This window comes from Brevundimonas sp. (genome assembly GCF_051858995.1).
Taxonomy (GTDB): Bacteria; Pseudomonadota; Alphaproteobacteria; order Caulobacterales; family Caulobacteraceae; genus Brevundimonas.
In genome coordinates, this window is the sequence record NZ_JBHYGN010000011.1 from 201,856 (window position 1) to 214,462 (window position 12,607).

General features: G+C 70.0%; 12 protein-coding genes. 9 read left to right on the top strand and 3 right to left on the bottom strand.

Annotated features, from left to right (window positions below; all coding sequences use genetic code 11):
• Positions 1 to 89 precede the first annotated feature (89 nt).
• The 9 genes from ACTIEF_RS13315 to ACTIEF_RS13355 all read left to right on the top strand — a co-directional run bounded on the left by ACTIEF_RS13315 (position 90) and on the right by ACTIEF_RS13355 (position 9,445).
• Positions 90 to 1,643 (top strand): Do family serine endopeptidase, encoded by a 1,554-nt coding sequence (locus ACTIEF_RS13315; RefSeq protein ID WP_439472622.1) that lies wholly within the window; start codon positions 90 to 92, stop codon positions 1,641 to 1,643.
• A gap of 69 nt (positions 1,644 to 1,712) precedes the next feature.
• Positions 1,713 to 2,384 (top strand): response regulator transcription factor, encoded by a 672-nt coding sequence (locus ACTIEF_RS13320; protein ID WP_439472623.1) that lies wholly within the window; start codon positions 1,713 to 1,715, stop codon positions 2,382 to 2,384.
• A 136-nt stretch (positions 2,385 to 2,520) separates the two neighbouring features.
• The gene (locus tag ACTIEF_RS13325) at positions 2,521 to 3,957 is read left to right on the top strand and encodes a sensor histidine kinase (protein ID WP_439472624.1); all 1,437 of its coding nucleotides are present in this window, start codon (positions 2,521 to 2,523) and stop codon (positions 3,955 to 3,957) included.
• Positions 3,954 to 4,385 (top strand): acetyltransferase, encoded by a 432-nt coding sequence (locus tag ACTIEF_RS13330; protein WP_439472625.1) that lies wholly within the window; start codon positions 3,954 to 3,956, stop codon positions 4,383 to 4,385. The genes ACTIEF_RS13325 and ACTIEF_RS13330 overlap by 4 nt, the downstream gene beginning before the upstream one ends.
• Positions 4,382 to 7,255, top strand: a complete 2,874-nt coding sequence (locus tag ACTIEF_RS13335) for a bifunctional [glutamine synthetase] adenylyltransferase/[glutamine synthetase]-adenylyl-L-tyrosine phosphorylase (protein WP_439472626.1) — start codon at positions 4,382 to 4,384, stop codon at positions 7,253 to 7,255. The genes ACTIEF_RS13330 and ACTIEF_RS13335 overlap by 4 nt, the downstream gene beginning before the upstream one ends.
• A 63-nt stretch (positions 7,256 to 7,318) precedes the next feature.
• The gene (locus ACTIEF_RS13340) at positions 7,319 to 7,888 is read left to right on the top strand and encodes an EF-hand domain-containing protein (protein ID WP_439472627.1); all 570 of its coding nucleotides are present in this window, start codon (positions 7,319 to 7,321) and stop codon (positions 7,886 to 7,888) included.
• A gap of 65 nt (positions 7,889 to 7,953) precedes the next feature.
• Positions 7,954 to 8,517, top strand: a complete 564-nt coding sequence (locus tag ACTIEF_RS13345) for an RNA polymerase sigma factor (protein ID WP_439472628.1) — start codon at positions 7,954 to 7,956, stop codon at positions 8,515 to 8,517.
• A complete protein-coding gene (locus ACTIEF_RS13350) occupies positions 8,514 to 8,951 on the top strand; it encodes a hypothetical protein (RefSeq protein WP_439472629.1) in 438 nt (145 codons plus the stop codon). The genes ACTIEF_RS13345 and ACTIEF_RS13350 overlap by 4 nt, the downstream gene beginning before the upstream one ends.
• Positions 8,948 to 9,445, top strand: a complete 498-nt coding sequence (locus ACTIEF_RS13355) for a periplasmic heavy metal sensor (RefSeq protein ID WP_439472630.1) — start codon at positions 8,948 to 8,950, stop codon at positions 9,443 to 9,445. The genes ACTIEF_RS13350 and ACTIEF_RS13355 overlap by 4 nt, the downstream gene beginning before the upstream one ends.
• A gap of 1 nt (position 9,446) precedes the next feature.
• Here the strand turns inward: ACTIEF_RS13355 and ACTIEF_RS13360 are convergent, their stop codons facing one another.
• The 3 genes from ACTIEF_RS13360 to ACTIEF_RS13370 form a co-directional block, all read right to left on the bottom strand.
• Entirely contained in the window at positions 9,447 to 11,216 is a 1,770-nt protein-coding gene (locus ACTIEF_RS13360) for a PAS domain-containing sensor histidine kinase (protein WP_439472631.1), read from the bottom strand.
• Positions 11,217 to 11,440: 224 nt separating this feature from the next.
• Positions 11,441 to 12,013 carry a hypothetical protein gene (locus tag ACTIEF_RS13365; RefSeq protein WP_439472632.1) on the bottom strand — a complete coding sequence of 191 codons (573 nt, stop codon included), beginning with the start codon at positions 12,011 to 12,013 and terminating at the stop codon, positions 11,441 to 11,443.
• A gap of 96 nt (positions 12,014 to 12,109) precedes the next feature.
• Positions 12,110 to 12,520 (bottom strand): CBS domain-containing protein, encoded by a 411-nt coding sequence (locus tag ACTIEF_RS13370; RefSeq protein WP_439472633.1) that lies wholly within the window; start codon positions 12,518 to 12,520, stop codon positions 12,110 to 12,112.
• Between the last annotated feature and the right edge of the window lie 87 nt (positions 12,521 to 12,607).

Below are 12,607 nucleotides of genomic sequence, written 5' to 3' on the forward strand. Positions count from 1 at the left end.
GCATGAGCGTTGGTGTGACTCGCAAACGCTCTATATTCATCGCCGTAACGGGCGCGTTCGTCGCCCGGTGAGAGGATCGACGACCGCCTATGATGAAGCGCAAGGAATTCATGCTCGGGGCCGTCGCCGGCCTGGCCTTCGCCGCCGCCGCGACCGCGGGCGGGGTGATCGACTGGCCCGCGGCCCACGCCGATCCGGTCGCCGGAGCCTCGGGCCGACTGGTGCCCAGCGCGGGCGCCGCCGGCCTGAACTTCGCCCCGCCGCAGGGCGCGCCGCTCAGCTTCGCCGACATCTTCCAGCAGGTCGCCCCCGCCGTGGTTCAGATCGATGTGAAGACCCGTGTCGCGACCCCGCGTCAGGGCTTCATCCAGATCCCGGGCCTCGGCGCCGTGCCGGTGCCGAACGGGCAGGGCGAAGGCGGCGACGGTGAGGGCGAGGATGGCGAAGGCCGCACCGCCCTGGGCGCCGGTTCGGGCTTCTTCGTCTCGGCCGACGGCTTCATCGTCACCAACAACCACGTCGTCGCCGACGCGGTGGAGATCAGCGTCAAACTGGCTGACGGTCGCGAGATGAGCGCCCGCGTGGTCGGCCGCGACGAGTCGACCGATCTGGCCGTGATCAAGGTCGACGGCTCGGACTTCCCGTTCGTCAGCTTCGAGGAAACGGCCCAGCCCCGCGTGGGCGACTGGGTCATCGCCGTGGGCAACCCCTTCGGTCTGGGCGGCACCGCCACGGCGGGCATCGTCTCGGCGCAGGGCCGCAACCAGCTCGATAGTCAGACGCCCTATACCGACTACATCCAGATCGACGCCGCCATCAACCGGGGCAACTCGGGCGGGCCGACCTTCGACATCTACGGGCGCGTTATCGGCGTGAACTCGGCCATCCTGTCGCCGTCGGGCGGCTCGGTCGGCATCGGCTTCGCCATCCCGGCCTCGGTCGCCAAGCCGATCACGGACCGGCTGATGCGGGGTGAGACGATCGAGCGCGGCTACCTCGGTGTCCAGATCGGTCCGATCGACCGGGCTTGGGTTGAACAGTTGGGGCTTCAGAGCCGCGATGGCGCCTATATCGTCAGCGTGACCCCGGGTGGGCCTGCCGAACGCGGCGGCCTGAAAGAGGGCGATGTGGTTCTGACGCTGAACGGTCAGAAAGTGACCGATTCCAACGACCTGACACGCCGGGTCGGTCAAGCGCGTCCCGGTGAGAATCTTCGGCTGGACATCCAGCGGGATGGTCGTCGCCAGACCGTGACAATTCGTTCCGGCACGCGTCCTCCGGCTGCCGAGCTCAACGCTGATGGGACGGCGGTTCCGGGGGCGGAGCCGAACGCCGGCGCCGCCGCTGCGGGCACTGCAGTGGGCGGCCTGACCGTCGCGCCGATCAGCCCGGCCCTGCGCGAACGCTTCGAAATCCCCGCCAGCGTCAATGGCGTGGTGATCACCCAGCAAGGGCGGGGCGACAACCGCATCTACCAGCCGGGCTTCGTGATCATGCGCGCGGGCCAGAGAGCCGTGACCTCGGTGGCCGATTTCCAGGCGGCGGTGGCCGCGGCCCAGGCCGCCGGGACTGGGGTCTTCCTTCTGGTGTGGACGCCGCAGGGCAACGTTCCTGTGTTGCTGGAGCTTCCGAAGTCTGAATAAGGCTTAACTGACTTCATCGCCGCCGATGCGCTAACATCGGCGGCGATTTTGCATCTGGGGGCTGATTCCATGCGCATTCTGGTGGTCGAGGACGACGCCGAGGCCGCGACCGCGATGGTCCGGGGGCTGACCGAGGCCGGTCATGAGGTGACCCACGCCGTCGACGGCGCCTTCGGTCTGCTGGAGGCCCAGAAGGGCGGCTATGACGTCTATGTCGTGGACCGGATGATGCCGCGTCTGGACGGCATCGGCATGGTCGAGACCCTGCGCAAGGACGGCGACCAGACCCCGGTCCTGTTCCTGTCGGCGCTGGGCGAGGTCGAGGACCGCGTCACGGGCCTGAAGGCCGGCGCGGACGACTATCTGGTCAAGCCCTATGCCTTCTCCGAACTGATCGCCCGCGTCGAGGCCCTGTCACGCCGCCGCGAGACCGGCTCGGTCGCCACGGTGCTGAAGGTCGGCGACCTGGAGATGAACCTGATCGCCCGCACCGTGCACCGCGCGGGGCAGGAGATCGACCTGCAGCCCCGCGAGTTTCAACTGCTCGAGTTTCTGATGCGCCACGCCGGCCAGTCGGTGACGAGGACGATGCTGCTGGAGAAGGTCTGGGAATATCACTTCGACCCCCAGACCAACGTCATCGACGTCCACATCAGCCGCCTGCGCGCCAAGATCGACAAGGGTTTCGACAAGGCGATGCTGCAGACGGTCCGTGGCGCGGGATATCGGCTGGAGGCCTGACGTCAGTGGCGAGCTGCGAGTGACGAGTGGCGAGAGAATGGGTGTTGCGGGACCAGCAGGTCTGCGCGGTGGTGGAGTGCGGCCCGCCCATGACCTTGCTCGCCACTCGCCACTCGCCACTCATCACTAGATCGCCATGCGTCTCCCCTCGCTCCTTCGTCGCACGCCCTTCCGGCTGACGCTGCTGTTCGTCGCACTGTTCGCAGCGGCGGCGAGCGCGGTGCTGGCCTATGTCTATATCGCCTCGGCCAACGAGGCGCGGGCCAAGACCCAGGCGGACGTGACGACCGAGTTCACGATCCTGACCAGCGTCTACCGCGAGCGCGGGGCCGACGCCCTGAACGCGGCGCTGGTGGACCGGACCATCCGGGGCGGGCCGTACCTCTATATGCTGATGGATGCGCAGGGCGGGCTGATCACCGGCAATCTGACCGAGAGCCCCATCGACATCGTTCCTCAGGGCACGGGCGACGGCGGGCGCACCCCGGCGTGGGACACCTTCACCTATACCGACAACGACGAGAGCGGGCGGGTCACCCGGCCCCAGTCGCTGGGCGTGCAGGCGCGTCTGTCGGGCGGCGAGATCCTGTTCGTCGGCGAGTCCATGGGCGACACCGAGGCCTATCTGAGCCGCCTGACGCAGGCGCTGTGGGCGGCCATGGGCATCGTCCTGCTGCTGGGCCTGGTCGGCGGCCTGCTGGTCAGCCGCAACCTCGAGCGCGCCATGGGACGGCTGAACAGCGTCGTCATGGCGGTGCAGGAGGGCGACCTGAAGGCCCGCGCCCCGATCCGCAACTCCGGCGACGAACTGGATGAGCTGGGGCAGGGGTTGAACACCATGCTGGACCGGCTGGAAGGCTCCATGGCCTCGATCCGCCATGCCGGTGACGCCATCGCCCACGACCTGCGCTCGCCCCTGACCCGCATGCGGGCCAAACTGGAGGTCGCCCTGATCGACGCCGAGGCGGGCAAGATCGACGGCACAGAGGCGCTGGAGCTGGCCCTGTCCGAGGCCGACGACCTGCTGAAGACCTTCAACACCGTGCTGGCCATCGCCCGCCTGCAGGCCGCCGCAGGGTCGGGCCGCATCCCGGACCCCGCCCTGTTCGACGCCGCCGACCTGGCCGCCGACATGGCCGAGCTCTATGAGCCCGCCAGCGAGGACAAGGGGCTGGAGTTCTCCGCCGAGATCGAGCGGGGGCTGACGGTCAACGCCAACCAGCCCTTCCTCGCCCAGGCCCTGGCCAACATCATCGACAACGCCATCAAATACACGCCCATCGGCGGCGCCGTGATGCTGCGCGCCCGGCGTCGCTCGTCGGGGGAGATCGAGTTCTCGGTCACCGACACCGGCCCCGGCGTGCCGGAGGAAGACCGCGAACGGGTCATCCAGCGCTTCGTTCGGCTGGACAACAGCCGCACCGAGCCCGGCTCGGGCCTCGGCCTGTCGCTGGTGGGGGCGGTGATGGAGGCCCACGGCGGCCGGATCGTTCTGGACGAAGGCCCCGGCGCCTATGGCGGCTTCGGTCCCGGCCTGCGGGTGGCGCTGGTCCTGCCGGCGGCCGAAGGATGATCCGGCTTCCGACCCCCGCCGACGCCCCGCGCAATCTGCAGATCTGGCGCGATGCGGTGCGGGCGACCCACGACTTCCTGTCGCCCGAGGACCTGATCGCCATCGACGCCCTGGTGGCCGAGCATCTGCCCGCCATGGTCTCGTTCGTGAAGGTCGATGAGGCGGACCAGCCGGTCGGCTTCCTGGCCATGACCGGCGCCCATGTGGACGCCCTGTTCGTCGATCCAGCGATCCACGGTGGCGGCATAGGACGCGCCCTGATGGACCACGCCCGGTCGCTGGCCCCGGTCCTGACCGTCGATGTGAACGAGCAGAACCCGCGCGCCGTCGGCTTCTATGAGCGGCTCGGCTTTGAGCGGATCGGGCGGTCCGAGACGGACGATCAGGGGCGTCCATATCCCCTGCTTCACCTGCGGCTGGCGCGATGACCGGGCTACGCGCCTGCGGGCCCGTGCTGGACGCCGCCGCCGCCGCGCGCGCCCATGAGCGGCTTTCGGAAGCCGCCGCCGAGGGCGGCTGGACCGAGGCCTTCGACGCCGCCTGGCCGGTGCTGGAGCCGGTCTTCGCCGCCTCGCCCTATCTGTTCGGACTGGCCCGCCGCTGGCCGTTGATGCTGCGCGAGCTGCTGGAGCAGGGGCCGGACGCCCGACTGGCCGATGTGCTGGCCCGCACCGTCGCCCTGACCGGCGGGGCTGACGACGTCCGCGCGCCCCTGCGGCGGCTGAAGGGCGAGCTGCACCTGCTGACGGCCCTGGCCGATCTGGGCGGGGTCTGGGATCTGGATCAGGTGACCGGCGCGCTCAGCCGCTTCGCCGACGCCTCGGCCCGCGCCGCCCTGACCGCCGTCGCCCACGACCAACGCGAGCGGGGCAAGCTGATCTCGCCGCCCGACAGCAAACGCGGCCCGGTGCCCGGCCTGTTCGGTCTGGCCATGGGCAAGCATGGGGCGGACGAGCTCAACTATTCGTCCGACATCGACATCAGCCTGTTCTGGTCGCCCGAGGTGCTGACCGACGCCCTGGCCGAGGGTGTCGAGCCGCAGCGGTTCCTGGACCGGCTGGCGCATGCCTTCTCGACCCTGATGCAGGAGCGGACGGGCGATGGCTATGTCTTCCGTGTCGACCTGCGCCTGCGGCCCGACCCGTCCTCGACCCCGCCGGTCGTCTCGACGCCCTTCGCCCTGACCTATTACGAGGGCGTCGGCCAGAATTGGGAGCGGGCGGCCTTCATCAAGGCGCGCGCCATGCTGGGCGACATCCGCGAGGGCAAGGCCTTCCTCAAGGCCCTGACGCCCTTCATCTGGCGGCGCAGCCTCGACTATCCGGCCATTCTCGACATCCAGTCGATCAAGCGACAGATTCACGTCCACAAGACCGGCGAGGGCCTTGAGGCTGCGGGCGCGAACCTGAAGCTGGGCCGGGGCGGCATCCGTGAGATCGAGTTCTTCGCCCAGACCCAGCAACTGATCCTCGGCGGACGGGACCCCAGGCTGCGCATCCCGCGCACGGTCGACGCCCTCGCCGCCCTGCGTGACGCCGGGCACGTGGACGCCGAGGTCTGCGCCGAACTGACCGCCGCCTACATCGAACTGCGCGGGCTGGAGCATCGCGTCCAGATGCTGGACGACGAACAGACCCACAGCCTGCCGACCGATCCGGAACGCCGGGCGGCCGTCGGGGCGCTGGCGGGGCAGGCGGATCTGGCCGCCTTCGACGCCGGGGTCGAGATCCTGCTGGTCGGGGTCAACGGCCGTTACGGCGAACTGTTCGAGGGGGGAGAGGAGCTGTCCTCCCCCTATGGTTCGCTGGTCTTCACCGGGGTCGAGAACGATCCGGAGACGCTGGAGACGCTGGCGCGCATGGGCTTTTCCGAGCCCGCGACGGTGGCCGACACCATCCGCAGCTGGCACCACGGGCGCATCCCTGCCACGCGGACCGAGCGCGGGCGCGAGTTGTTCACCCGTCTGGCGCCGCGTCTGCTGACGGCGCTGGCCGATACACAGGCGGCGGACGACGCCTTCCGCCGCTTCGCCGTCTTCTTCTCGGGCCTGAGCGCGGGGGTGCAGGTGCAGGCCCTGTTCCTGGCCCAGCCCAAGCTGTTCGAGCTGGTGGTCGGGGTCATGGCCTTCGCCCCCCGGCTGGCCCGCACGCTCGGTCGCTATCCGGCGGCGCTGGACAGCATGCTGGACGCCCGCTTCGCCCGCGATCTGGAAGAGGATTCCGGCATCGCCGAGCAGATGGTGGCTGACGCCGAAGCCGCGCCGGATTTCGAAGGCGCGATGAACGCCGTCCGCCGCATCCACCGGGACCAGATGTTCCGCGTCGGCCTGCAGATCCTGACGGGCCGGGCAGGACCCGAAGCCGCCGGGCGCGCCCTGACCACCCTGGCCGACGCCGTGATGGCGGCGCTGGCGCCCGTGGCTCTGGCCGAGGCCGCGCGTCAGGGCGGTGAGCTGTCCGGCGGGCGCGTCGCCGTGGTCGCGCTGGGCAAGGCCGGGTCGCGCGAGATGCGGGTCAGTTCCGACCTCGACCTGATAACCCTCTATGAGGCGCCGGCCGAGGCGGTGTCCTCGGGCAAGGGCTGGGCGGCGGGGGTCTTCTACTCGCGCTTCACCCAGCGCCTGATCGCCGCCCTGTCGGCCCATACGGCGGAGGGCGGGCTGTATGAGGTGGACATGCGGCTGCGCCCCGGCGCGGCCAAGGGGCCGGTGTCCCTGCGCCTGTCCGCCCTTGAGGACTATTACGCCGCCGAGGCCGACACCTGGGAGTTCATGGCCCTGACCCGCGCCCGGGTAGTGTGGGCCGATGACGCCGCCTTCGGCGAGACCGTCACGACGGCGCTGGAAGCCATCCTGCGGCGGCCGCGTCCGGGCGTGAATGTCGCCGCCGACGCCCGCCGGATGCGTGACCTGATGGCCCGCGAGCGGCCCGGCAAGGGCGCCTGGGACCTGAAGCTGGCGCCGGGCGGCCAGGTGGACGCCGAGTTCGTCGCCCAGGTCGGCCAACTGCATGCCGCCGCCATCGGCGAGCCGCTGACGGTCTCCACTCTGGAGGCCTTGATCCACGATCCGGAACTGGCCGAGGCGTGGCGTCTGCAGCAGGCGCTGGGGCAGGTTCTGGCCGCCGCCTTCGATGATCCGGGCGACCCGTCGCAGGAGCCCGAAGGCTTCCGCCGTCGTCTCGCCGAGGCTGCGGGCTCACCCGATTTCGAGGCCCTGACCGCCCGTCTGGCCGAGGTTCGCACGGCGGCCCGCGCAGCCTTTGAAAAGGCCCTTCCGCCCGTCCGCGACGGAGATTGAGGGTTTCGCCGTTTGATCTCCTGACAGGGACGACAGGGCCGTAAAGGCCATGGAGATCATCGAATGAGCAGGACCCTTCTGATCGGCGGCGTCGCCGCCGTCGCGCTGGCGACCTTCGCCGGCGCCGCGACCGCCCAGCAACCGGCCCGCGCGGCCGCTCACGCCCAGCGCGCCGACACCGACGGCGACGGTCGCATCAGTCAGGCCGAGTTCGTCGCGCGCCGGGTCGCCCGCCTGACCGCCGCCGACGCCAATGGCGACGGAACCGTCACCCGCGAAGAGCTTCGCGCCCGCGCCGTGGCCCATCGCGCCCAGCGGGCCGAGACCCGCTTCACCCGCCTCGATACGAACGGAGACGGCGCGATCAGTCGCGAGGAGTTCACCGCTCCGCGTCCCGCCCGCGCCCGCGAGGATCGCCGTGGTCACCGGGCCCGGATGGCCCGTCCTGCGGTCGCGCGCGGCTCCGTCGTCATCGCCGAGGCCCAAGCCAAATCCGAACAGGCCTTCGCCCGTCTGGACACCGACCGCGATGGCTATGTCACCGCCGCCGAGGTCCGCGCCGGACGCCAGCAGATGCGCGAGGAACGTCGCGCCGCACGTCAGGCGTCGCGTCAGACGCCTGCTTCGGAGTAAGGAGGTGTCGGGGACGACGGTTCTGCGCCGAAAGACCCTCTCGATGACGTTCGAACGAGGGCCGATTGGCGCTGATCGCCGACCCCGACGAGGATCTGGTGCGCCGCGTGGGTCAGGGCGATCCCGCGGCGATCCAGGCCATGGTCGCGCGCAAGCTGCCGCGGATGCTGGCGCTTGCGCGTCGCATGCTGGGCGATCCGGTCGAGGCCGAGGATGTGGCTCAGGAGGCCATGCTGCGCGCCTGGCGTCAGGCGCCGCGCTGGACGCCGGGCAAGGCGCGGTTCGACACCTGGCTGCACCGCGTGGCGCTGAACCTCTGCTACGATCGGCTGCGGCGTCGACGCGAGATCGCCACGGACTCCCCGCCGGATCGGCCGGACGAGGGCGCCGCGCCGGATCGCGGTCTGCTGGCGGCCGATGTGGGCGCGCGGGTCGAGACGGCCCTGACGCGTTTACCGGATCGTCAGAGAGAGGCCATTGTCCTGTGTCACTATCAGGAGTTGACCAACATCGAGGCCGCGGCCCTGATGGAGGTCAGCGTCGAGGCGTTGGAAAGCCTGCTGTCACGCGGACGGCGGGCGTTGAGACTGGCTCTGGCCGACATGCGGCCGGACGCTGAAGGAGCATGAGTGTGATGACCCCGGAACGGTTCAACGCCCTGATCGCGGCCTACGGCGCCGACGCGCGGCGGTGGCCCGAGAGCGAGCGGGCGGTGGCTCAGGCCTTTATGGCGGCTGAGCCCGAGGTTGCGCATGCGGCTCTGGCCGAGGCCGACGCCCTCGACGCCCTGCTGCACGCCGCGCCGACGCCGCAGGTGTCCATGGTCCTGCGCGACCGGGTCATCGCCTCCGCCGCCGAAGCCGGGCTGAAGGCCCGCAAGCATGGCCGCCGGTGGCTGGATCGTCTGGCTCTGGCGCTGGGCGCCGGCTGGGCTGCCGCCGCCTGCGCGGGCGTCGCCGCCGGGGTGATCATGACCTCCCACCTGACCGCCGACGCCCAGGCCGATGCGATCCTCTATCAGGCCTCGCTGCAGGGCGCTGACGATACGGAGGTGCTCCGTTGAGCCCCAAGGTCCTCAAGATCGCGCTCGCCGCCTCGGTGGCGCTGAACCTGTTCGCGATCGCGGCGGGGGCGACGGTGCTGGTCGCCCGGGCCAAGGTCGAGGACCGCATCGAGGCCCAGCAGCGTCCGGCCCGGGAAAGCTCGCTGATGGCTGTGGCCCGCAAGCTGGACCCCCAGGTCCGGCAGCGGGTGCGTGAAACCCTGAAGGCCTCGGCCCTGGCCGCCAAGCCGGACTTCGAGGAGGCGCGCCAGAAGCGTCGCGCCGCCATCGATCTGGCGGACCAACCGGACTTCGACCCGGTCCGCGCCCGCACCCTGCTGGAGGAATCCCGCGCGGCCGAAATCCGCGGTCGCGCGCGTCTGGAGGCCGATGCCGTCCAACTGCTGGGCACCCTTGAGCCGGCGGATCGTCAGGCCCTGTCCGAAATCCTGACCCGCCGGGGCCGCATCGTGGTCCGGGATCGGTCGGACGAGCCTGAGAAGAAGGCCGACTAGGTCAGGCCGCCTTGGCCTGCTGGGCGCTGCCCGGACGGCGGATCGGCAGGTCGAAGCTGACCGTGGTGCCCTCGCCGGGCTGGCTCTGCATCAGCAGTTCGCCGCCATGCAGTTCGATCAGCGACTTGGTCAGGGCGAGGCCCAGGCCGGTGCCTTGCGTCGTCTTGGAGTGCTGGCCCTCGACCTGTTCGAACGGGCGGGCCAGACGGGCCAGGTCTTCCGGCGCGATGCCGATGCCGGTGTCGGTCACCGCCACCTGAACCCGCCCGGCGTCGAGTTGGCTCAGGGCCACGACGATGTCGCCGCCCTCGGGCGTGAACTTCACCGCGTTGGAGATCAGGTTCAGGACCACCTGCTTCAGGCCGCGATGGTCGGCCTCGATGTCCGGCAGTTCCGGCGCCTCGACCCGCAGCGTCAGCCCGGCCTCCTGGATCTTGCCGCGCATCAGGCGGGTGGCGTCCTCGACCACCTCCTTCAGCGATACCTGCTCATAGTGCAGCGTCAACTTGCCAGCCTCGATCTTGGCCATGTCGAGGATGTCGTTGATCAGGCTCAGCAGGTGCTGGCCGGACTTCAGGATATCGCCCGCATAGCCCTTGTACTTGTCGTGCCCCAGTGGACCGAACAGCTCGCCAGCCATGATCTCGGAGAAGCCATTGATGGCGTTCAGCGGGGTTCGCAGCTCGTGGCTCATATTGGCCAGGAACTCGGACTTGGCCTGGTTGGCGGCCTCGGCCCGGGTCATGGCGACCTCGTATTTGCGCGCCAGCAGGGACAGCTTCTCCTCGCGGTCCTCCAGCTCGGCGATGGTCATGTGCAGACGCTCGACCGCGCGCTGGCGCTCGGCTTCCTTCTGCTTGATGGCGGTGATGTCGGCGGCCGTGACCACCGAGCCGCCGTCCGAGGTGAAGCGCTCGACCAGTTGGAGCCAGCGGCCATCGACCAGCTCGACCTCGCGCGCGCCGGCGCGGCCGCCCGCGGCGGGCTGGTCCGACTTGATGGCCAGGGCGGCGATGCGGTTCAGGTCCTGCTTGTAGGCGCCCTTGCGCACCACGCCCTCCTCGAAGCCGAAGGCGTCCTGGAAGGCCTGATTGGACAGGATCATCCGTCCGTTCTTGTCGAACAGGACAAAGGCGTCCGACACGCTTTCGATGCCGTCACGCAGGCGACCTTCGGCGGCCTGGGCCTGGGACTTGGCGCGGCGGGCCTCGGTCGTGTCCAGCGCGATGCCGAGAATGGAGGTGAAGCCGTCCTGACCGCGCTCGCCGCGCGCCTGGCCCCGGGCGTCGATCCAGCGGGCGCGGCCGTTCTCGTCCGGCACCGGGAAGCTGACCTCGAAGGCGCCGTAGGTCTGGGCCTGACGCAGGGCGTGCTGGACCGCGTCGCGATAGCTGGGATGGATGCGCTCCATGATCACGCTGTCGGGCAGGGAGCCGCTGCGCTCCAGCCCCAGCAGGCTGGCCATATAGTCGGAGATCATCACCTGACCGGCATCGACGTCCCAGTCCCAGACGCCGCACTGGGCCGCCTCGACCGCGCCGCGGAAGCGCCGCTCGGACGCCGCCCACTCACGGCTGATGCCCATCTGGCGCCGCTGCATGATGATGACGAGGACGAGGGTGAACAGGCCGATGGCGATCGGCGGCCCCAAGACCCACAGGTCGCCCAGCGAGAAGCCGGACGAGGCGTTCTGGGGCGTCGCGACATCGCGCGCGACCAGCAGCACATGGGCGGTGATCGCCAGCGCCAGCGCAAGGATGGAGATGCGCAACCACGCAGGGGCGCCGCGCTCGCGGTCGGAGGCGCGCCGTCCCTGTGGTGATATGCGGCGTTCCTCACCCCGCAAGGCGCTCTCCCGGACGATTCGACAACGAGCCCCGAATCTAGGCTGCGTCGCGGATTCGTGTCGAGCAGGGTTAACCCTCACTCAACATTCTTGAACCGAGTGAGTCGCGAGAGTCGCACTCCGGCGCCGAACGCCGATTCGCGTGGGCCTCAGGCGGCTCGAATCGTGGATGGCGCGGCGGTCTCGACGGTGGGCGCGGCCAGGACGTCGGTGATGGTCTTCAGCACGGTCCGGGCCTCGCGGGCGAGGGCGCGCATCTCGGGCGGCGCATCGTCGGGGGCTTCGTCCACCGAGGCCAGCAGTTGGGTCGCCAGCGCCATCAGCCTGGGCGCGGCGGCGATCAGCCGGGCCTGGAACTCGATCTGCTCGGGGTCGCGGTCATATTCGGCGCCCGGCACGCGCCAGCCGCCCCAGTCCGCCTTGTCGGTGACGACGACGGGATAGGTGCCGGGGAAGGGGTGATGCGGCGTGTCCTCCGCTGCCTGCCACTTGTTCCGGGCGCGCATCAGCCGCCAGTTCTGGCCGAGATCGGCGACAGGATCCTCGACCGGCAGCAGCAGTTCGTGACCCAGGAACTCGCGTCCCAGCCCGACGTCATAGGTGACACGCACCGGCTCCTCGAAGCCCTTGGCCCATACGGGCTGAACCTTCTCGATCTGGGCCCAAGCGCCGACGCACTCGACCCAGACCTTCTGGCCCTTCTGGAATTGCGCGCGCGCCATTATCCGCTCCCGTACTGCGACAGCGCAGCATGCGACCGGCGGATGAACAGCGCGTTTGGCGAAAGGGTGAAGCGGGCGTTAACGCCCGCTTTCCCCTCAGTTGCGCGAGATGTCCTCCAGCGCTTCGCCCGCGTACTTTTCCTTCACCCGCGTGGACAGGTCGCCCAGCGAGACGACGCCGACCAGACGGTTGTCCTTGTCCAGCACCGGCAGGCGGCGGATCTGGCGGCTGCCCATGGCGTCCAGCACGGTCTTCAGGTCGTCATCGGCGCGGGCGGTGTAGGGATCACGGGTGATGAACTCGACCACCGGCGAGGTGGTGGCGGCGCCGCCGGCCACCGCGCGCACGACGATGTCGCGGTCGGTGATGGCGCCGATCAGGGTGTCGCCGTCGGCCACGGGCATGAAGCCGAAGCCGCCCGCCTGCATCCGCCGCGCGACCTCCTGCAGGGTATCGCCGGGACGGGCCACCTGCACATCCTTGCTCATCAGATCGCGTACCTTCATCGGGGTCTCTCCTTGAATGGGACGCCCCACAGAACCCTCGTTCGGCGCGGCGGTTCCGCTTCCGCCGGGCGCGTCGGCGGGCTACAG